This window comes from Bacteroides timonensis, assembly GCF_000513195.1.
Classification (GTDB): domain Bacteria; phylum Bacteroidota; class Bacteroidia; order Bacteroidales; family Bacteroidaceae; genus Bacteroides; species Bacteroides timonensis.
Genome location: NZ_CBVI010000001.1, coordinates 312,138 through 335,194, shown reverse-complemented (window position 1 = coordinate 335,194; position 23,057 = coordinate 312,138). Strand labels below are relative to the sequence as shown.

At 45.1% G+C, this 23,057-nt stretch carries 13 protein-coding genes; 2 read left to right on the top strand and 11 right to left on the bottom strand.

The annotated features are described in order from the left end of the window. Position 1: 1 nt before the first annotated feature. Complete coding sequence (locus BN161_RS01190; RefSeq protein ID WP_052356139.1) at positions 2-1,156, bottom strand: dienelactone hydrolase family protein; 1,155 nt, start codon at positions 1,154-1,156, stop codon at positions 2-4. Positions 1,157-1,241: 85 nt separating this feature from the next. On the opposite strand from BN161_RS01190, the gene BN161_RS01185 reads away from it, so the two are divergent. Continuing rightward, positions 1,242-5,705, top strand: a complete 4,464-nt coding sequence (locus tag BN161_RS01185) for a hybrid sensor histidine kinase/response regulator transcription factor (RefSeq protein ID WP_044262399.1) — start codon at positions 1,242-1,244, stop codon at positions 5,703-5,705. Positions 5,706-5,746: 41 nt separating this feature from the next. Here the strand turns inward: BN161_RS01185 and BN161_RS01180 are convergent, their stop codons facing one another. The 6 genes from BN161_RS01180 to BN161_RS01155 all read right to left on the bottom strand — a co-directional run bounded on the left by BN161_RS01180 (position 5,747) and on the right by BN161_RS01155 (position 17,792). After that, positions 5,747-7,156 (bottom strand): glycoside hydrolase family 140 protein, encoded by a 1,410-nt coding sequence (locus tag BN161_RS01180; RefSeq protein ID WP_044262301.1) that lies wholly within the window; start codon positions 7,154-7,156, stop codon positions 5,747-5,749. Positions 7,157-7,526: 370 nt separating this feature from the next. Continuing rightward, complete coding sequence (locus tag BN161_RS01175) at positions 7,527-9,104, bottom strand: fibronectin type III domain-containing protein (RefSeq protein WP_052356138.1); 1,578 nt, start codon at positions 9,102-9,104, stop codon at positions 7,527-7,529. Between the two features lie 23 nt (positions 9,105-9,127). Beyond that, entirely contained in the window at positions 9,128-10,930 is a 1,803-nt protein-coding gene (locus BN161_RS01170) for a RagB/SusD family nutrient uptake outer membrane protein (protein WP_044262300.1), read from the bottom strand. 20 nt (positions 10,931-10,950) lie between these two features. Further along, positions 10,951-14,169, bottom strand: coding sequence for a SusC/RagA family TonB-linked outer membrane protein (locus tag BN161_RS01165; RefSeq protein ID WP_044262299.1), 3,219 nt, complete (start codon positions 14,167-14,169; stop codon positions 10,951-10,953). A gap of 278 nt (positions 14,170-14,447) precedes the next feature. Further along, positions 14,448-16,931: a glycoside hydrolase family 95 protein gene (locus tag BN161_RS01160; RefSeq protein ID WP_081743599.1), complete on the bottom strand. Its 2,484-nt coding sequence runs from the start codon at positions 16,929-16,931 to the stop codon at positions 14,448-14,450. Positions 16,932-17,135: 204 nt separating this feature from the next. Continuing rightward, positions 17,136-17,792, bottom strand: coding sequence for an HAD family hydrolase (locus tag BN161_RS01155; protein WP_044262395.1), 657 nt, complete (start codon positions 17,790-17,792; stop codon positions 17,136-17,138). Between the two features lie 591 nt (positions 17,793-18,383). Here BN161_RS01155 and BN161_RS01150 point away from each other — a divergent pair. Beyond that, positions 18,384-18,851, top strand: a complete 468-nt coding sequence (locus BN161_RS01150) for a hypothetical protein (RefSeq protein ID WP_044262298.1) — start codon at positions 18,384-18,386, stop codon at positions 18,849-18,851. Positions 18,852-18,920: 69 nt separating this feature from the next. On the opposite strand, the gene BN161_RS01145 is transcribed toward BN161_RS01150, so the two are convergent. The 4 genes from BN161_RS01145 to BN161_RS01130 form a co-directional block, all read right to left on the bottom strand. Then, positions 18,921-19,241 (bottom strand): HigA family addiction module antitoxin, encoded by a 321-nt coding sequence (locus BN161_RS01145; protein WP_044262297.1) that lies wholly within the window; start codon positions 19,239-19,241, stop codon positions 18,921-18,923. A gap of 5 nt (positions 19,242-19,246) precedes the next feature. Next, positions 19,247-19,567: a type II toxin-antitoxin system RelE/ParE family toxin gene (locus tag BN161_RS01140; RefSeq protein ID WP_044262295.1), complete on the bottom strand. Its 321-nt coding sequence runs from the start codon at positions 19,565-19,567 to the stop codon at positions 19,247-19,249. A 509-nt stretch (positions 19,568-20,076) separates the two neighbouring features. After that, positions 20,077-21,759: a glycoside hydrolase family 43 protein gene (locus BN161_RS01135; RefSeq protein WP_007215299.1), complete on the bottom strand. Its 1,683-nt coding sequence runs from the start codon at positions 21,757-21,759 to the stop codon at positions 20,077-20,079. Positions 21,760-21,775: 16 nt separating this feature from the next. Next, the gene (locus BN161_RS01130) at positions 21,776-22,999 is read right to left on the bottom strand and encodes a DUF4861 domain-containing protein (RefSeq protein ID WP_044262294.1); all 1,224 of its coding nucleotides are present in this window, start codon (positions 22,997-22,999) and stop codon (positions 21,776-21,778) included. Between the last annotated feature and the right edge of the window lie 58 nt (positions 23,000-23,057).

Here is a 23,057-nt window from a genome sequence, read left to right as displayed (position 1 = left end):
TTTATTTCAGCCATTTATTGAAAAACTCCAAAGTCTCTTTCTGCATTTCCTTATTGAAGAAGTGTTTCTCTTCCCATATCTTGGTAACGAGGCGGTCGGCAGCCTTCTGACTCTGCCAAACAGCCTGCATGGTGCTGTACGCATCTTTAACACCTTCTACCGGAAACAACTTGTCCCGGCTTCCATTGAAAAACAGGGTGGGTTTCGGGCAGGCGATGCTTGCCGTATGAGGATAATCCAGATAGCGGCGCAGGTTCGGTATCAGCATGGAATAAGCTGATCCGCCTTTGTTTTGGTTGTTGGTGAGTGTCATCAGGTATTCGGTGGTGTTCATCCAGCAAATGGAGGCGGAGACTTTTATGCAGTCGGTGATGGCGGAGAGCATCCAGGAACGGTAGGCTCCCATGGAGAAACCTACGCATCCTACTTTATCTTTATCCACAAACGGCAGTGAGGCCACGAACTCCGCACTTCGCGCATCATCCATATTGATAAACGCTCCCCACGAACTTCCCATTTGCAGGAAGTTGGAAGCTAACGCTTGTTGTCCGTCATAGTTCACCCCTTCCTTTCTGCCACGTTCACCCCAGAACAAGGCATCGATGGAAAGTACCACATAACCGTGTTCAGCAAAATAGTCTCCTGTATATTGTCCGTCGTAGCAACCTGTTGCCCAATTGTCGGCGTCCGCTATGATTTCAGCGCTTACATCGAACGGGCGTACCATTTTCTCCTTGCCGATAGAGAAGTGCGCGCCATGATCGTGCAGCATGACGACTGCCGGAAAGGGACCGTCACCGTCCGGTACCAACAGGTAGGCGGGAACACGACACCACTCCGATACGTTAAATAGTATTTTTTGAGCCTTGTATCCGTTGCGCTGTTCGGTAGCGATTACCGTCATGGCATAATCGGTAGGGGCGGGAGGCAAAATCTGCATACACTCCAGTAGGGTTTCCCGTGCCTGTGCACGCCATTTATCAAACTTGCGGATAGGGGAGTTTCCCCACGCTGCCGGGTAAGTGAGCTGCTGTTTCAATTGCTCATAGAAGACCGGCATGTTCTTGACAACACCATATGCGGTGGTATCGGTTTGAGCGATCATACTGAGATGTCCGGAGAGAACAATCAGGAAAGTGGTTGTAATGCGTTTCATGGTCAGGGGTTGTTAAAATCTAAGCAAAGATACATGATCTTTCTATGAAATACGTATCTTTACCGCATAGAATAAGCCTGTTATGATGAAAAAAATCTTGTATCTGATCCTTGGGTTGATAGGCGCGTTGTCAGTAAAAGCGCAGCCGGATTGTTTCTTCACCCATTATTCGTCTGAAGACGGACTTTCTCAAAATACAGTAATGAGCATCCTGCAAGACCGCAAGGGAAATATCTGGCTTGCTACCTGGGATGGCATTAATAAGTTCAATGGTTATTCGTTTAAAACGTATAAGGCACGGCTTGATAATCGTATCGTGCTGAGTCATAATCGTGTAGACCATATGCTGGAAGACAAGTATGGCTTCCTTTGGCTGCAAACCTATGACAATCACGCCTATCGCTTTGATCCCCGTACGGAAACGTTTGAGCGTGTGCCGGGTGATAATGAAGAGGGGGGCGCAGCCAACATTACGGATATCAAAGTTCTGCCGGGTGGTTCGGTATGGTTGCTGACGGAGACTGAAGGGGTGATCCGGGTGGCGACTGATCCACAGGATTATAGACTGACTTCCCAATATTATTCTACTCAATCGGGACAGTTTTCCGCCTCACGTGTGTTTCAGGTATATGAGGACCGGGCAGGTAATGAATGGATATTGTCTGATAACGGATTAGGGATGTTGGCACCCGGAGAGAAATCACCGGTTTTTTATTTCGCAGAGACAGCAGAGCGAGAGAAGAAAGGCGGGCAAGCCTTTTATTCCTGTTTGGAGCATGGTCCCGAAATCTATTTCGGATCGGATAACGGGCGCGTATGGCGCTATCAGAAGGAGAGCGGGCAGTTCTTGTTGCTGAGCCTGCCGGTTTCATCCCATATTGTGGCAATCGATCATATAGATGGAAATGAGATCATACTGACCACTTCGAAAGACGGATTCTTTACTTATAAATGTGATACAAAGAAGACAGAACACTTCCCTGCCTCCCGTTTTCCTGATGCACCGATTCATGGTACTTATGTGGATAAAGCATCGGAAGTATGGTTCGAGCAACATATTCCGGGTACAGTGGTACACTTTAATCCGCGTACACAGGTCTTAAAGCGTGAAGTAATAGCCGTAGAACCTACCAGTACGGACCGTTCTCGTCCGGCTTTCCATGCGCATGAAGATATCAACGGCGTACTTTGGGTACATCCGTATGGCGGCGGTTTTTCATATTTTGACCGTGAAAGTAATAGTCTGCGTCCGTTCTATAATGAGTTGTCAGGGCATGAATGGCGCTTTTCCAATAAAATACATACTGCCTTTTCCGACAATCAGGGGAATCTGTGGATGTGCACTCACTCTAAGGGATTGGAGAAGGTTACTTTCCGTCCGTCTCAGTTTGGCATCGTAACGCCGGTACCACACGATTATGAGTCATTGAGCAACGAAGTACGAGCTCTTTGCGAAGATGCAGACCAAAATTTATGGGTAGGCTTGAAAGATGGTAAACTACGGATATATGATAAGAACCGTGTAAATAAGGGCTATCTGACCGAAAACGGTACTGTGTCGCACAGTGGTACTCCGTTGCGTGGTAATGTTTATTTCATCTTGCAGGACAGTAAACAGAATTTCTGGATTGCAACCAAAGGGGATGGCCTGGTGAAAGCTGAAAAACAGAGAGATAGCTATCACTATAAGCTGACCCGCTATCAGCATCAGGAAGGTGATATTTATAGTTTGAGTGACGATAACGTTTATTGTGTATACGAAGATAAGCATGGACGCATCTGGATTGCTACATTTGCAGGCGGCATCAATTATATGGCGCACAATCAGGGTGGTAAGGAGATTTTCGTGAACCATCGTAATAACCTGAAAGGATATCCTATTGATTATTGTTACAAGGCCCGTTTTATAACAGGTGATGATCAGGGGCATATCTGGATAGGAACTACCGTGGGCGCTTTGATGATGGATGCAGACTTCAAGAATCCCGAAGATGTGAAGTTCCGTCATTTTCTGCGTGTTCCGGACGATGAGCATAGCCTAAGCAATAATGATGTGCATTGGATTGTATCTACCCGGGATAAGGAACTCTTTATTGCCACATTTGGCGGTGGACTGAATAAATTGGTATCGCTGGATGAGAACGATAATGCCTGTTTCAAGTCGTATACGGTACAGGATGGTCTGCCTTCGGATGTGTTGCTTTCCATACAGGAGGATAAAGCCGGTAATTTATGGCTCAGTTCGGAAAACGGCATCAGTAAGTTCATTCCTTCCGAGGAGAAATTTGAGAACTATGCCGATAAGGAGATCTTTTTTCGGGTACGTTTCAGTGAAGCGGCTTCGGAATATACAGCTTCGGGTAATATACTTTTCGGGGCGAGTACAGGTATTTTCTATTTCAATCCCGATTCCATCGGGAAGAGTAATTATGTGCCGCCAATGGTTTTCTCTAAGTTGCTGGTGGCGAATGTAGACGTGGTGCCGGGACGAGGTTCCGTACTGAAACAAGGATTGGATGATACCAGAAAGCTGGTTCTCTCGCATCGGGAGAATATTTTCACTATACAGTTTGCTGCACTCGACTATTCCGCGCCTTCCGAAATACAATATGCTTATATCCTGGAAGGTTTTGAAAAGGCTTGGAACTATGTCGGTAAACAGCGTATGGCTACTTATACCAACTTACCGAAAGGGCATTATGTCTTTAAAGTCCGTTCTACCAACAGTGACGGTATATGGACTGAAAACACGCGTACATTGGACATTGAGATACTACCTTCCTTCTGGGAAACTCCGTTTGCTTATTTCCTGTATGTGCTTTTCTTCATCATGATTATTGTAGCGGCGGTGTATATCTTGTTCACTATTTATCGCTTGAAGCATGAGGTGTCCGTCGAGCAACAAATGACGGATATGAAACTGCGTTTCTTTACTGATATCTCTCATGAACTGCGCACTCCGTTGACTTTGATTTCAGGCCCTGTGGAATATATACTGGGGAATACCAAACTTCCGGATGATGCCCGTGAACAGTTACAGGTGGTAGAACGGAATACGAACCGCATGTTGAGGCTTATCAACCAGATACTGGACTTCCGGAAGATACAGAACCGGAAAATGAAGATGCAGGTTCAGCGTATGGATGTGGTGGCTTTTACTCGCAAGATCATGGCGAACTTCGAGTCCGTTGCCGAAGAACATCAGATAGACTTCCTGTTTGAAACGGAGAAGGAAGAACTGTATCTTTGGGTAGATGCGGATAAATTTGAGAAGATTGTATTCAATCTGCTTTCCAATGCTTTTAAATACACTCCGAATGGAAAGATGATCACGGTGCTTGTGCGTGAAGATGAGAAATCTGTTTCTGTAAGTGTGGAAGATCAGGGAATAGGCATTGCTGATAATAAGAAAAAGTCATTGTTTGTCCGTTTTGAGAATCTGGTAGACCGCAATCTGTTCAATCAGTCCAGCACCGGTATCGGTTTGTCATTGGTGAAGGAATTGGTCGAAATGCATAAGGCGACCATTACCGTTGATAGTAAGTTAGGAGAGGGAAGCTGCTTTAAGGTGGACTTCCTGAAAGGTAAAGAACACTATGATGCAACTGTGGAATTCTTGCAAGATGATGCCACGGTGGGTATGGGAGTCGCAGAACAGGTTGTTAGTGAAATACCGGATTCTTCTGCAGAAGATACTATCGAGGAAGAATCGGAAGAGAGTATGGACGCGAAAGGAACGATGTTACTTGTGGAAGATAATTCGGAACTCCGTTTGTTCCTGCGCAGCATCTTTGCCTCCGAATACAGAATTGTGGAAGCAGTGGATGGTATGCAAGGTTGGAGTAAAGCTTTGAAATTCCTCCCGGATATCATTATTAGTGATGTAATGATGCCCGGAAAAGATGGCATCACCATGACGCGTGAACTGCGTGCCGATATGACCACCAGTCATATTCCCATTGTATTGTTGACGGCTAAAACTTCCATTGAAAGCAAATTGGAGGGATTGGAGTATGGAGCGGACGATTACATCACGAAGCCGTTCAGTGCCACTTATCTGAAAGCACGCGTAAAGAACCTGCTCACACAGCGCCGAAAGTTACAGGGTATCTATCGGGATAACCTAATGACGGGAAATGCAACGGTTGACTTAACGGAAGAAACTGTAGAAGAGCAAGGACCGGAAATGTCTCCGAACGATCGTAAGTTTATGGACAAACTGGTGGAACTGATGGAGAAGAATATGGATAATGGAGAATTGGTAGTAGACGACTTGGTGCAGGAACTGGCAGTCAGCCGTTCAGTCTTTTTTAAGAAACTGAAGACACTGACGGGGTTGGCGCCTATTGAGTTTATTAAGGAAATGCGTATCAAGCGTGCCGTGCAATTCATTGAAACCGGAGAATATTCCATGACTCAGATCTCTTATATGGTGGGTATTAATGATCCCCGTTATTTCAGCAAATGCTTCAAACAGAAGATGGGAATGACTCCGACTGAGTATCGGGATAAGGGAATGAATAAGATCAATTCGTCAAAAAACACATGAATTCATCAAAATGGACATCCTCTTGTTTTTATTAAAACTATCTATTGCAATGCTTCTATATACTTCCGGGTTCCGTCTGTTAGGATGAGTACCCAGTCATTGCCGTTTGAATGACCGCCTTCAGGCTGGAACGTTTCTACTTTTGAACTAAACTCACCGATATAAGATAGCTCTGCATTGCGCGGTGAATACCACCAAGCCTTTTTAGTCTTTCCATGAATCTTGCTGAGGTCTATTTGCATGGGGCGTCCGGTATAGTTGTACACTAACATATAGTCGTTGCCACGTGTTGCAATGAGACGTTCATACTTTGTGCCGTTATCGCCGGCTATGCAACTCTGGTCGGCTACTCTTTCAAAGAAGGGAAAAGCAAGTATCAGTTTTTTCAAATATTGCATCTGGTTGAATCCGGGATCTTTCAGGGCTTCATACCATAATTTGGTAGCACCGTAGGCTGGATTAACTCCCGGCTTTAGGAATTGCATGATAGAGCTATGACCGTACGTATGGCCGAATGAACCGGCAAAAACCGACCAGTAAGCATATCTGCGTACATCGTTGTCTTTCCAGAAACCTTCCTTAGGGTCGTGAAGTCCTTGGGGAATGGCTTCATAAGACGGCTCTCCATCAATAACCGGACGTAGTGGTTTTTGAGCAAGACTATGTTCCACATATCGCCAGTTGTCTTCTTCTGTGCCTTGTGGTAACAGTGTCTTTTTGTCATCTTTGCTTTGTCCGTAGCGGCGGTGTCCACTTTGGAACATATTGAAATCCAGCCAGGGGGCATCGTTGAACCATTCTGCCGAGAGTGTCCTTCCGAAAGGATGGAAAGTCATGAGATGGTTCTTATCAATGGATTTAATGGTGCTGGCAAGCATGTTCCAGACTTCGGTTTTGATGTTTCCATAGATATCTCCGCCAATCATCCAGATGATGTTGGGGCGATCTTTGTAACGGTTGGCGAGAAAAGTACCATAAGCCTTGGCTTCTTCCACATTCATTTTTCCACTTTTTACCAGCCCGCCCCAGATGCAGACCATACCGATATAAATCCCTCTGCGGGCGGCGGCATCGATGATAAAGTCCATGTGATCCCAATATCCATATATACCCGATCGGTTGATATTGGAGAAATCAAATCCATCCGGCATAGACGATTGTCCATAAAAGTTCATGGCAGGTACCCCGTTGATGGTTTGTACCTGTACTACGTTGAAGCCTGCTTGTTTGCATTGTTCAAGATAGTATTCCGCTTCATCCCGGTTCAACCTTTCGGGAAGCAGCCAACCGGTATCTCCGAGCCAGAAGAAGGGAGAGCCATTCGTATGCTGAAGGTAACGGGAGTTCTCTGAAACTTGCAGTGAACCATTCTCCCAAGGGAGAGATTGGCGTTGCGGTAATGCTTGGAGGCATACGCAGATAAATGATAAACAGAATAATACTTTCTTCATGATATAGATTCTTTTGATTTTTGTAGTGTTTTAAAAATGACTTGGTATAAATGGGCGTTTTATTTTTCCAGTTAGAGAAATCTTTTTTCCCAGTTAGAGAAAAATAATTTAGTAATAGGGGAACAATAAATTGGGGGATAAACCGGCATTTGTGTACCAAGTTATTTTTTTAAGCCTTACATAAATGTTCCGTCAATAGTGGTTTGCACTTATGTATATGCAAAAATAGAAGTTTATAACTATAATAAGGAAGAAAATATGGTTATTTTGGGGTAAATGATGATAATGCCCTCAGAAAGTCTTAATCTAACTTTCTGGGGGCATTTCAAACTGCTATATATTCCTTTTTAAGGATAGACTATCAGGTATATTAATACCAGCGTGGGTCACCGATTCCCTCGTAGAGAAGGTTATCGTTAGTGATCTTGAAGTCGCCTTTTGCTGCATCAGCATAACCCGGGTCAAGGATCTTGCCTGTGGTATCATAGAATTTGCCTGTACCTCCTTCGTTTAAGGAGACAAGATTGGCAGTATTGAAGTAGTTGTTGTTAAAGAAAGCTGGCACTGCTGTCGCACTGTTGTCTGAGAAGCCTCTACCACATTTAGGCATATTAGACACCATGTTGTTGGTGAATGTAATGCTGTTATTCTTGAAGCGTACGTAGAATAATCGTCTGCTACTGCTATTACTTACTCCATCCAACGTACAGTGGTCAATATTAATAACGGGAGCTGAACCTGCAAAATTGCTTGAAGCATCATCATAGCGGACTAAGTCACGGCCTGCACAGCTGTTCCAGATAGTGCTATTAGTGATATTGATAGCTTTGATGTAACCGGTGCGACAGTCGAACATATCGCCTCCGTTGCATACGATGTCGTGAATCAGACAGTTGTTAATCGTTATTTCATCTATGGTAGCCGCCACGTTTACATAATAGAAGCCTTTTGTGTAATTGGATATTTCGCAATCATCGACAATCAGTGAACCATAGGTGGTGGCGGTCTTGAATTCAAAAGCTTGGCTTCCATCAGTATTCGTACCGTCCATCACAACTTGTTTTATGTTGAGTGAAGCACCATCACTTAATGTGATGCAGCCATTGATAACTGGACGGTCGCTTGGGCGTACCGCTTTAATTTCAATATCGGCCGAGATGTCAATCTTGCCTATTACTTCTTTTCCATCTTCTATTGTGACATTGGCGTAAGTGCCCGGATAGAACGCAAATGCGTCTCCATCTTTGGCATCTTTCAATATCTGTGCGAAATCATCTCCCGGTTCAATGGCAATGGCACCGGCCAGGTCGATCAATGTAGTGAAGGTCACTGTTCCGCGTGTTTTCGTACCGTTCATTAATTTGGCGGTATAAGTTGTTTCAGGAGTCAAACCTTCAATGGTTGCGGCACCTGCTGCAATTTCGGCGGAAGTAACGGTGTGGCTGATATTACCCGGAGTCAGCACGATGCTTGTTGCCGTTTCACCGGCTGTCCAGCGCAGGGTAACAGAGGATATTGTCAGATCTTCTTCGGGAACACTGCTGAATATCTGTTCGGTACCGGTCTTGAAATAGACACCGTTCCATTTGGACTCAGCGATGTTTTCTCCGATGGCCTGTATGCGGGCAGAGTATTTTGTTTCGCCTTCCAGTCCGGTAATGGTGTAAGGTATATCCGTATTGCTAATGCCACTCAATGTGCGGACGGGGGTGCCGGTAAATGTCAGGCTGTCATTGGCGAAAACTTCGATGTTATAGCTTGACGCTCCGTTTACGGCACTCCATGACAAACGTGCGTTCACTTGATTGATGACTCTCGCTTCCAATGAAATGGGAGAGAAGAGGCGGTCGTAATCGATGCTTGTGAGCTCTGTGCTTTGATCCTCGCAGGCGGATATCAGGGCGGTTATGGCCAATCCTAATATATAGATATATTTCTTCATTTTCATATTCTTTCTATGTGAAACACTAATTAGTTATTGGTTAACATTCCATTGCTACTGTCAATGAAGGTCTGCCAGATAGGCCAGAATTGATTTTCATCAGGATTCTTCTGATAGAGCACTTCAATCAGTGCATCAGTGAGCTTTTCTGTTGAGATCCAGGTTGTATTGCTTTCGTAACCTAAAGCGGCACCGGCTTCATCCGTATCTCCGTGGTTCAAACCGTAGATTTTCAAAGTTTCTCCATCTTCGGCGGTCTCGTAATAAAGCTTTTCGGGAAGGTCGGAGTAAGCACCTTCTCGGCGTGCCAGTTGAGACATTTTCGTTTTAGCTTCATCCAGCTTGGTTTTCAGTAAGTTCCAACGAATCAGATCGGCTTTTCTTAAAGACTCTCCGGCAAATTCCAATGCGCGCTGCTCAACGATGGCGTCAAAGAAGGCTGTTTTGCTGGCGGTTGCTTTAGCTATATAGTCACTTACTTTTCCTGCCGGCAGTGCACGGTCCAGAATAGGCTTCAGATATTGAGCCGCTTCAGATGGGGTACTTAATTCATTGACAGCTTCAGCGGCCATTAAATATACATCGGCCAGACGCAGATATTGCCAGTTTATGCCATCGTCATTTGTAGAAGTTACGACACGGTTCATCCATTCGTAACGGAGCTTACCGAAGCACCAGCTTTTCAAACTACGAAGTTGCTGAACTCCATTTGCGTATAAAGGAGTTTCTGTAGAGCCGATGTTGATACCGTCTCCTTTCCATTCGTAAGGCACACAGGTAATGTCGCGTCTTACATCCTCTACGTCATAATCATAGTACAGATAAGGGAGCGGACCGTTTACACCGCCCTGGCTTTGTTGGGTGTATTGGTCAAAAGTCTGATGCTTTACACCGAAAGTATAGAGCACGCGGCCACGTCCGTCCGAGAACGGAATTTCCCAGATGGATTCTCCACCTGCTGCGGTGTTGTCCTGACATAATTTGGTGAAGTTTTCTTTGAATGACCCTAAAGTGCATCCGCTTTGGTTAATGATATCCAAGCATTCGTTCTTTACGATTTCGTACATGTTGGCAACACTCAAGCGTGGATCGTTACTTCTGCGGACTCCGTCTGCCCGCTGGCTATAGCCTGCTGCATAGAGCGCAATACGAGCACGCAGTCCTTTGACAAAAGCTTTGTTGACGCGTTCCGTGGTTTTGGTTATGGAAGAAGCGTTGGGCCATGCTACCATATCTTCGGCTTGTTCCAAATCACTCAGAAGGCGTATATAGATGCTGTCTCTGTCTGTTCTCGGCAAATAAACCGTTTCAGAACTATTGGGTTCAAAACGAGCGGGAACATCCCCCCAACCTTTAATCAGATCCAGGTAAATGACAGCTCTGAGTGTCATGGCTTCTCCTAACAAGTGAAGAAAATCGGGATCGTTGAGGTCTGCATAATTGCTAAGTCCGCGGATGCACAGATTAGCACGTTCAATGCCTTCATAGAATTTGGCCCAGGCATTGGTCGAGTTGTTCATCTGAGTATTTGATGGACGCGCGGCATAGGTGGAGAGTTCGTATTTCCCGTCATCTGCAATCTTGGTCGGATCTATATTGTTGATCCATTCGATATCCGTATTTATTCCGTAATAGGGGAGATAACGGCCGCGGTAGGAATTTGTCTCACCAAATGACTGGTGTATACCCATTACGGCAGCTTCCGCCAGAGAATAAACCTTAAACAGGTTGGGCTCCTCCATGGCTGATTGGGATGGAGCGTCTAAGTCACATGAGGTCATGCCGCATAAAAGTGACAATGACACAAGAGTGGAATATATTAATCTTTTCATATTTGTACTATTAGCTTATGTTAGAAATTCAGGTTAACGCCTACAACAAACTGACGGCTCTTTGGGTACGCTGAATAGTCAACGCCCGGAGTCAGGTTCGTTTTGCGGATGGTTGAAACTTCAGGGTCATACCCGGAATAGCTGGTGAGGCAGAATACATTGTATGCAGTCACATAGAAACGCAGGTTCTGGATCTTAACCTTGTTCAGCATCGCTTTGGGCAATGTATAGCCTAAGGTCAATGTACCCAAGCGCAGGAATGAAGCATCTTCTACCGCCCAATCACTGAATACCATACGGGCGTTATAAGGTGACCACAGGGTGGTATTGGCATTCATCGCGGCCAATTGATCGGGGTCGTTGCAGATGGTTCCGTCGGCATTCAGGTTTGTCCAGCGTTTGCTATCGGCCATGTCCGAAATCATGTTGCGGTATTGGTATTTACCGGTTTGGGTAAACTCAATCTTATTGGCGTTGTAGACGTCGTTTCCATAGCTCCAGTTAAAGTTGGCACTTAGGTCAAATCCATACGCACGGGCATTGATGGTGAAACCTCCTGTATGCACCGGGTTGGCGTCGCCTATGATTTCACGGTCGTCAGAAGTTACGGCATTGTCTTCACCGGGATTCAGATTCTTCAATTTCATGCTACCCGGGCGCACTGTTCCTACTACGGCAGAACAGTCTGCCACACCTTCTTTCAATATCCATTTTTTGGAAGCGGCGTCATAGCCTTCGAAATCGCTAACCTCATAGCGACCGTCGGAACGGTATCCATACATTTTACCGACAGAACCGCCTTTGGCTATCCAGAAGTCATAACCGATTTCAGAAGAAGCCCAGTATGTCTCTGCACCAAAGTCGTCCATGATACCCAGGTCTTTGATTTCATTCTTGTTGAAACCGATATTGGCACTGAAACTTAAACCAAAATTCTTTTTATCAATAGCTGTCCAATTGATGGTTGCTTCCAGACCTTTGTTTTGGGTCTTACCCATATTGCGGTACTGATAGTCGTAACCTGTACCGGCAACAGGAAATTGAATCAACAGATCCTTTGTTGTATTCAAATAAGCCTCGACGCTACCGTTCAGCTTGCCACCCAGTACAGTAAAGTCTAAACCGATATTACGGGTAACGGTTGTTTCCCACTTCAGGTCAGGATTAGGCATTGTTTTAGAAGCAGACCAATAGTTGCTGAAACCGTTAATCCATGATGTTGCAGAAGAAGAGTAGTTCAGGTTCATTTGTCCCGAAGGAATGTTGTTATTGCCAGCAGTACCGTAACTGAAACGGAGTTTCAAGTCATCCAACCAAGATTTTGTGTTTTCCATAAAGGGTTCCGATGAAATACGCCAAGCGGCAGCGGCAGATGGGAAGTAACCCCATTGGTTGCCGGAAGCAAATTTGGAAGAACCGTCGGCACGGAATGTTGCGCTCAACAGGTACTTGCTTTGATAGTCATAGTTGATACGTCCGAAGTAGGACAATAGCTTGTCGTCCGGATTGAGATAATTGTCAATAGAGTAGGGAACACCTTGAGTCGAAAATTTCCAGGCATCCTGAGCGGTGAAGCTGCTTGGGAATCCATGTACGATGTTGGTTAATACTTTGGACTTGGTGATAACCCATTCATGACCGATCATTGCATTCAGGTGATGGCTGTCTCCTTCAAAAAGCTTGGAGAAGTCGTAACTGATGGTATTGGTATTACGGAATTTGTGGCGGCTGGTATTGGCAAGCTGAATGGCCGGTTTGCCCTGATTCTCAGAGGAGGGCACATTTTTAATATAATAGGTGGTTAGACCCCAGTAGCGCTGATCGCTGTTGCGGTAGTCATCATAGCCTACTTCGGTTTTAACTTTAAAATTCTTGAATATTTCCCAGCCGAAACTACCGGCAATGTTCAATGTCTTGCGTTCTTGCTGGCGGTCATTGTCTGAGATGGCTGTCAGCGGGTGGTATAAGTTACCCAAGTCATCATCTGCGCTACCTGCCGACGCATCGAGGTTTGACAGAGGTATCGGAGTATAGATGACAGAATATTTCAGACGCTTGTCGGAGTCGTAAGTACTGCTTACATCGTTAGCGCCACCACCATTGATGTCTGTTTCTGAATAGCGGGCTTGGAAATCAAGAGTGACATTCTTTACAGGTTTGGTATTCAACTTTAAGCTGAAGTTGTCACGCTTGTAACTTGATCCTTCCATGATGGCTTTATCATTCATGTGGCTATAGCTGAAGGCGTATCTGATTTTGTCACTACCACCGTTAATATTTAAATTGTGGTTGAAAGTATGTCCGGTACGTCCGAATGTCAGATCTTGCCAGTCATTGGAAGGAATGTTATTGTACTGGTCCATATCCGCGTAAGTTCCGAAATACTTTTCATAAGAACTCATGTCATCAGATTTGATAAGTGCGGCCAATTCATATTGCCATTTCGCATAATCGGCCGGAGAAAGAACGTCCAGTGTCTTGGCTATTTTCTTCCAGCTATAATATGCATTGTAGCTAACATTGACTTTACCTTCTTTTCCACTTTTGGTAGTCACCAGAATTACACCATTCGCACCGCGCGAACCGTAGATAGCCGTAGAAGAGGCGTCTTTCAGTACGGTCATGTCTTCGATGTCAGAAGCGGGAATATCACTGATGGACTCTACCGGGAAGCCGTCTACGATGAACAACGGAGTGTTATCGCCTGTAATGGAACCGCCGCCACGTACGCGAATCTTCATTTCGGCGTCGGGAGAACCTTCGGTGGTGGTGATCTGTACACCGGCCATTTTACCAGTCAGTGCTTCTGTGGCTGAAGCCACCGGAACGGCTGCCAGTACATCCGAACTGACTGTCGCTACAGAGCCCGTCAGGTCCTTACGTTTTACAGAACCATAGCCGATAACCACAACCTCTTCCAAAGCCTGCGCATCGTCCTCCATCACAACATTAACTTTAGTTTGGCCTTTCAGGGGGATTTCCTGAGGTCTCATACCCACATAAGAGAATACCAATGTGGAATTGGCGGGAACACTAAGGGAGAAATTGCCGTCAATATCGGTAATAGTACCGTTGCTGGTATTCCCTTTCTGTACTACGGAAGCACCGATAACGGTTTCCCCCGTCTTGTCTGTCACAGTACCTGTTACGGTTACATTTTGCGCTGATACGCCAAGCGATATCATGGCTACTATAAAGAATAGTAGCGCACTGCGCATGTTTTTCATTTTGTTAGACATTCTTTGCATGTTATTAATTAAGTATGATTTTTTTCCTTTGTGTGTTCGGGCACACTGTTAATTCGTTGCTGCAAATGTATCGGGATGTGAAAATATATATGTGTAATATCTGTTTTTAGGGTGGTATTTTTTGTTATTTACTGTCTCTTATGCTTTTGTGGATAGCCTAAATGATGTTATATAACAGAAAAGAGGGGAATTTATTGTTCCCCTCTTGACGTTTTAACATAGTGACGACTGACTTTAGCCGGCATCCCGGTTTTGGTTACTATTTATTCTTATTGATTTCTTGCGGTCAGAATGTATTCGTTTCCTGCCTGAGTTTCGATGTCATATACATAAGTCTGTGCGTATTCCGGTATGCAAACCGGTGCATTGGCGGCAATCAGTGGTTTGCGGATGCTCTGTGATTGCAATAGCGGGTTGTCGGATACCTCTTGTACGCTTGGAGTCAATTTTTCCCCATTCAGATACAAGGGGGTCTGGGTCCGTATGCGGAGTGTACCGCCAATATTGGAAGTGATAACGGCTGTTTGTAGTTCTCCGTTTTCCCACTTCATCTCTTTCACTGTAAATCCGCCACGGCAACGGATACCTTTCAATGTTCCCTGTTTCCATACGTCGGGCAATGCCGGAAGAAGATGGATAGCTCCGTCATGGCTCTGAACGAACATTTCGGCAATACCGGCAGAGCAGCCAAAGTTACCGTCGATCTGGAAAGGCGGGTGTGCATCGAACAGGTTCGGATAAGTACCACCGTTTTGTCCCTTTTCATCGGTAGTGGGGTGCAACTGTTCGGTTATCAGTTTATAGGCATGGTTACCATCGAGCAGACGTGCCCACAGGCACACTTTCCAACCCATTGACCAACCGGTAGAGTGATCGCCACGACCTATTAAAGACTTCTTGGCAGCTTCAAACAGGATGGGAGAGTTGTAGGCACTGATTTGGCGCCCCGGATACAAACCCCAGAGATGAGAAACATGGCGATGACGGTCTTTGGGATTATCCCAGTCGTGCATCCACTCCTGTAACTGTCCCCAACGGCCTACCTGCATAGGGGTTAAATTGTTAACTACAGTCTGCAAACTGTCGGTGAAAGCGGTGTTTTCGTTCATTAAACCGGCAGCGGCAATCGTATTGTAGAATAAATCGTAAACCATCTGATTGTCCATCGTGGTTCCTGCAACAACAACAAAGTCACGTTTCCCGTTGACAACCGGTCTGTTTTCCGGAGAATAGGAGGGGGCTACTACCAGCCAGTTATTCTCGGGTTCACGCACCAGAAAATCGAGGTAGAATTCGCAGGCACCACGCATCAGGGGGTATACTTCGGCTAGATAGTTTTTGTCGCCGGAGAAGAGGTAACGATCCCACAGATGCTGGCAGAACCAAGCGTTGCAAGTGGGCCATACGCCGTAGCTTGGTCCGTCTACGGCACCGGTGCTACGCCAGATATCCGTATTGTGATGCAATGTCCAGCCGCGACAACCGTACATGGCGGCACTTTCGCGTCCTTGTATGGCTGCTTCTTTTACTAATTGCAGGAAAGGTTCGTGCATTTCGGGCAGAGAGGTACTTTCGGCAGGCCAGTAGTTCATTTCTACATTGATATCAGTAGTATATTTGCCATCCCAAGGAGCACGTAACTGGTAGTTCCAGATACCTTGCAGATTGGCGGCTTGCCCGCTGGGCTGTGAACTGCATATCAGCAGGTAGCGTCCGAATTGGAAGTATAAAGCAGCCATTTGCGGATCGAAGCTTGTACTGAACTCTTTGACGCGTACATCTGTCGGCTTGTCGGCTTGAGCATTGCGCCCCAGGTCCAGAGATACCCGGTTGAAGTACTTCTGATATGTATTGATATGGGCGGCTTTACTCTTCGCATAGTTCTTGTTGACCTGTTTCAGATATTTCTGTGCAGTGCTGAGTGCATTGCCCGATACATCCTTATAGTTTACGAAGTTGGTGCCGATGGATACGTATAATGTAACGCTATTGGCATTTTTGACTTGCAGGGTGCTGTCTGATGTTGCTTCCAGACTGCCACCACTGTTCTCTATGCGGGTGAGGGCGGTGAATTCCACTTTGCCTTCGATACCTTCGTGGTCGTTAGCTTTTCCGTTCAACTGTAATTCTTTGCGGGAGGAGATGCTGCGTACCACATTACTTTTATAAGGCGTGGTATATTTTGCAGCGAATGAGATGCTCTTCTTTTGTGAAGCTGTCAGGCGGATTACCAGGACCTGATCGGGGAAAGAAGTATAGGCTTCACGGGTATAGGTTACTCCATTGGCAGTGAAGCGGGTGGTAGCTATTGCCTTTGCAATGTCCAGATCACGATAATAATCGTTGTAATTGCTGATTCCATCAAAGTCAAGATGCAGGGAACCTACAGTCTGATAAGGCATCCCGTTGGCGGATGGCGAACAGATGGTGGGGCCGCAAAGCTCTTGTGCCTCTTTATTCTTGCCCTCGAAGATGAGTTGGCGGATCCGTGGCAAAGCATCTTTGGCTTTGGGATTGGTGTTGTTGTAAGGAGAACCTCCCCATACGGTTTCTTCATTCAATTGGAATTGTTCGTGTACAGGGTCGCCAAAGACCATGGCGCCTATACGCCCGTTGCCCAGTGGCAGAGCTTCTACCCATTGTGTGGCGGGTCCATCGTACCATAATTTGAGAGTTTCATTTTCCTGCTGTGCCTGCAAACTACTGCTTATGCAGATTGCGGCAAAGCATGTCGATAACCATTTCTTCATCATTGTTTTTCATTTTTTGTATTTCAGTTGCAAGGTTAGGCAGTTTTCGACACTTTCAGGGGTAATATCTATTTAAAAAGGAGTAAAAATGATGCATACAGCGGGATTATTAATGCAATCTTTTGCCAGTTAATTGGCACGACATTGCCAACACGGTGGCACAACATTGCCAACACGGTGGCAAGATTCAGGCAGTAGAGGCTGAATTTAGTATTTCAAGACGCTCTCGATAATCTCCTCAGCCTTATCCACAATGTAGTCAGGATGGAAGGTTTCCAGTTCAGCGCGTGGGCGGAATCCCCAGGTCACTCCGCAGGAGGTTATATCTGCATGGATAGCTGTCTGCATGTCTACACCGGAGTCTCCTACATAGAGAACATCTTCTTTGGCTGTCTTTGCTATTTTCAGGATATCGTATACGACGGTGGGATCGGGTTTTACATTTACCCCTTCACGTTGGCCGAAGACGGCGATGAAACGAATTGTAGGAAAATAGTGGGCAATTAGTTTCTCTGTGGCTGCTTGATATTTGTTGGAAGCGACTGCGAGTTGCAGTCCCTTGGTCTGTAGTTCGGTTAGAAGTTCCGTGATGCCGGGGTAGGGGCGGCTTTTGTCTGCATTATGCTGGTCATAATAGGGTACAAATTCTTTTCGTATGCGCAGGACATTTTCTTCCGTCTTTTCTCCTTCGGGCAGAGCACGCTCAAAAAGTTTGTTGATGCCGTTTCCAACCATGAAGTTGTACTCTTGTTCTTCATATGTGGGATATCCTAAGGCGGCTAATGCGTGATTGGTACTTTGTGCCAGATCGGCAATGGTGTTCAGGAGGGTACCGTCTAAATCAAAAATTACGAGTTTCTTCATTTTTCTTACTTTCTTTTCTTTATGAACGCAAATATACGGCATTTCGTTCAAATTATCTGTAATGAGTTGATTCGTTTCTGATGGGTTTTGAATAGAATGGGTACGCGGACGACGCGGATAAGGCGGACAAACGCGAATTTAAAAAGCTGCGCTATACTATTATAAATGATAAATTAAAGTCCGCGTTTGTCCGCCTTATCCGCGTCGTCCGCGTATCTATTGTTTCATTTCTTTTCAATTATGAATGAATTTCAACTTCTGATTGGCATTATTAATAAAGTTAATCGGAGAACAAATGAATTTTCCTCCCCGATTTACATTGCTACTTTATTTTTTATTGTACCTTTGTGATGTCGAATATTTTTTTACCACACAGCAGGGAAACCTGCCAAGAAACCGTGACGGGCATTTTTATGTCCGTCGCCTCACTCCTATATGGCGGTCCCTGTACCCCCATGGGGAGTGTTAATGCACCTCCAAATACTAGCTGTGTGGTTTAGTGTTCGACAATGGGACAGGCGGGGATTGCCTTTTATATTTCTCCTCCTCTCTCATAAATCGAATTATTCACCTTTTAAAACTTAACGATTTATGGAAAACAACACTCAGCCGGTAACCGCTCAGGAATTACCCAACGCAGCAATGCACCCACGCACGGGCTTCCCGTCAGAAGAAGCCATGAAAGCGTACTATCTACAACTGATTGGCATTATGAACATAACGTATGCCGAAGAGCCTTCGGAAGATATAAGCCTGCAATGTCTGAAACGCAAATTAAGACAATTCATCCATGTTCTACGATTGATAGGCACACACGAATGGGGAAACGGCATTGCAGAAATACAAGATGCCAGCGGAATCTATATGCTGCAAAGCACACTCCCGCATAAAACGCTTCTGCAAGCCAACCGGGAAATCGGTCTGCATCTGCAATTCATTACGCAGCTGGCAAGCAATGTAGGTTTTCTGAAACAATTGGAAGGTATCTTACATTACCATTTTCAAAACGTAGAAAGCTTACTGAATAAATTGAAAGAAGAATCGACAGATACCTTGTAAAATAATAAAAGAGCGAGGGGAAAATTATATGGCTTTACACCTCGCTCTTCTACCCGTAAGCACTCTATCTTAAAAGACAGCAGCTATTTTCTTTATATTATTTAATCTCTCAAGCAAAGAACTATTTCTACGTGCTACTTGCATATTATAATCCGTTTGCATTCTTACAAGCAAATCTGCATTGATACCTAAAGCTGCCTCCAGAAGTAAAGCGAATTCTGTAGTTATCGGACGCTTTGCATTAAGCACCTCATTTAAGGCTGAATAAGACAAACTAAACTTTCTTGCAAAGTCCTTCTGTTTTATACCTCTACATTCTAATTCTTCCTTAACCAATTCACCCGGATGATAAGGACGGAATGACTGTAAATTGTTAGCTGTTATACTCATAGTTCTTACTTATAATGATTTGTAATATCTACCAAAGAACAAATTTCCACGAGGGTTTGGTTACTAACATTTGTAACTTCCCGAAATTCAAGTCTATATTGATCATTAATACGTAAAGAAGAAAGTCCTTTCTTATCGCCTTTCAACTTTTCATAATTTAGAGATCTATATTGATACAGGTCTTCTATTCTATAGGCATTTAACAAAGCTTTGACACACCTTAAATAGCCATTAATTATTTGAGGCTGGAAACGATGTTTTTTATCATTAGTCTTTCCTTTTTCATAAAGTTCCGCCAAATACTCTTTCTCAAATTCTACATTCATACATATGTTCTTTGTTGACACAAAGGTAATATATAATAAATAAATTCGCAATTTTAGCGAATTATTTTTCATTAGGAACAGTTTTATATAGGCAAAAAATACTAGTAATGCAAATCTGTAGCTGAGATTTATTATCATTCTGTTATGGGCAAACCAATAATCCTGTATGATAGGCGCCCCATATACAGATGATCAATATTTACAAAACAAGATATTTGTGAGATCAGTCGTATGCTTAGGGTATCTCAGTATGATACTTAGGGTACCTCAGTATCATACTGAGATACCCTAAGTCGTATACTGAGATACCATTATTATAATATATCTGATAATCAGCTGCTTACAAAAAGAGTTTTCGTTGTTGATAAATTCAAACAAATGAACTGTTTAAAATGATGAATTATTTCCTTTCGATGCCTTATTGCCGTGCCAAAAAAGCCTCCGGATGTCATACACTTATACATCCGGAGGCTCTGTATTATCGCGTAACTTGCACGCTTAGAAAAATCTTATTTCTTCGTAATGCGGAACCAGTCTACATCTGCCCAACCACCGTCATTGGTAGTAATTGCAGGACGGGTACAGAAAGTACCTACCTTGACACCGATCCATTTTCCTTCTTTTGCCTGGAATGACTTGCCAAGAGGCTGGTATTTCTTTCCATCAAGACTATAGCTGAAGTCACACATAACCAGCAGATCATGTCCGCCTTCACTCTTTGAAATCTTCTTGTTGGCATCGCTGCTGAATTTTACTTTCAGATAGATGGTGTTGTCTGTCAGGTCTACCGTACCGTTTACTTGTTCCGGTGTGCCTTTGTCTGCCTTCAGACAGGATACTTGCGAGAGAACCAGCCCTTTGTCCGTATTCTCCAGGATCAGTCCGGCATAGTCCATACCCATCACTACCAATCCGGTACGTTCGCCTTTGTATTTATCTACCGGCTTGAAAGTCAGTTTCATGGTAGCAGTGAAGTTGGGTGCCGGAGCCTTCTGCAACAGCAGATTGGCAACATCGAACAGATTCTTGTATTCTTTCACTACCGGGTAAGAATACAGGCGTACAATGCTTTGGTCTCCTGCGTAGTATGCCCACTTCTCGTTGATATTGGCATGCCACTGCCATTGCGGAGACAAAGTATAACCGTCGAACTCGTCACTTTCCTGCGGAGTGCAGATGGGATATGTCTTACCTACGTTTGGCTTTTTGTAAGTCATTACAGGTTCACCACAACCGTCACCGTCTTTGTCGATACCGATTACGGGCCAGTCATTCACCCATTTCATGGGTTGCAGATGTACCAGTCGGCCATAAGCGCCTACATCCTGGAAGTGGAAGAACCAGTCTTCTCCGGTCGGGGTATCTACCCATGCACCTTGGTGAGGGCCATTCACAGGGCTATTACCTTGTGCAAGCACGGTTTTCCATTCGTACGGTCCGTATACATTCTTCGAACGGAGCACTACCTGCCAACCTGTAGGTACACCACCTGCCGGATGGAAGATGTAGTAATATCCGTTACGTTTGTAGAATTTTGGTCCTTCACAGGTCTGGTGCGCCTCATGTCCGTCAAATACGATACGTGACGGAGTGATGGCCTTGGTAGCTTCAGCATTCAGTTCGCAAATGGTGATTACGCTCTTCAGTTCGGCGCGGCTACCTGCGTAGGCATGTACCATATACACTTTACCGTCCTCGTCCCAAAGCGGACAAGTGTCGATGATGCCTTTACCCGGTTTCACCAATACAGGCTCAGTCCACGGTCCTTTCGGATCTTTGGCTTTTACCATGAAAGCACCTTGGTCGGGATCTCCCCAGAAGATGTAAAACTCACCGTTGTGATGGCGGATGGCAGGTGCCCATACGCGGTTACCATGTTCAGGACGTTCGGGAGTTTCTATTGGGGGCAGAGCGTAAGGTACGGCAGCGCCAATGATAGTCCAGTTCACCAAATCTTTGGAGTGGAGTATCTGCAATCCGGGCAAACAGTTGAAACTGGAAGATGTCATGTAGTAATCGTCTCCTACACGGCAGGCATCCGGGTCGGAATAGTCTGCATAGAGTACCGGGTTCTTGTACTTACCGTTTCCCTGGTCGGCTACCCATACCTCGGAAACATAATTTTTCTGCTGTGCTGCCAGCGGAAGGGCGAGCAACAGGCATAGACTCATCAAGGTCTTTCTTGCTTTCATGATACGTTTTTAGTTATTAGTGATTAGTTATTTTCACCACTGCCGGATGTTCCAGTTCTTCTTTCCATTCGCAGATATAGGCGAACCATGCTTCGGGAGTTTTATAACCGAAGGTTTCTTTCATGGAAGTGAATGTGATATTGTGGGTGAAATATTTGCTACCTTTGGCACCGATGGTGTACAGGTAATTAGCCTTGTCTTTCACTTCGGCCTTTACGTACTTTTGCGGAATGTATGTGCCCAGTCCTACGGTTTCTTTAGCGTACTTCACGGTGTCGTTTACGGGCCAGTCTGTTCCCCAGCAACCTATCAGGCCTTTATGGTCGGAGTAAGATACAGAGCCTTTGATGTCTATAACACCGGTACAGAAGATTTCGTCTTTCAACGGTTCTTCAAAGAAGGTTTCCACAAACACATCGCGGTGTCCGCCGTAGAGGGTGTAGCGGTTCGTCATGCGTAGTTCCGAACCTTGATATTGCCAGTCTGTCACTTCTATTTCGGCGATGGTGCGTACCGGACCGTAGGCAATGATGCGCTCGGTAAGCGTGGATACAGGTTCGATATGAGTGGATTTCTTGCCGTCCCAGCCTTTCAGCGCGCCTAAACCGCAGCTGCCGCCTACCAACAGGACGTCGTCACCGAAGCCACGTGCCAGTTGCTCGTCGGTGGGATAGAATTGTGATTCTTTGATTTCAAAGCCTTTATTGAATTTGCCGTAGATGTCGACTGTTTGCTTCTTGTCAAAGTACAGGCGATAAGCCACCAGTTCAGATTCGAAAGCCGGACCGTGGTGATGCATCTGATTGTAGATGTTACTGGTTCCCGGAATGGTTACCGAATGTACGGGGACATGCTTGCCTCGCTTGTCGCTTACCAGCATCTCGGCATATACACGGGCAGGATAAGTTTTGTCGCTTTTGGCGGAAGACAGAGTGACGGTCACTGTTTTCTTGCTCTTGGCAGGCAGGTCGATGACAAATGCAAGTTCATCCGGACGGAGGTCGCCATTCAGGTCATCCAGTTGCGAAGGTATTTCTTCGCTTCCGTTCATGACTACTGCCGAACGTACCCGGAACTGTGGATTGATTTCACTGAGTTTGATTACTACCGGTTCGTCCGCTTTTGCCTTGTTCCAGGTGTTACTTACTTCCACCTTGAAACTCTTTTGGGTTTCTTGTGCTTCTGCTGTGACAGAAAGACCGCACAATAATAGCAATACTGTAAAGATATTCTTCTTCATGGTTTTAAATATATAACTAATTTGCTACAAAAGTAGTGCAAACCTACCGTAATTCCTT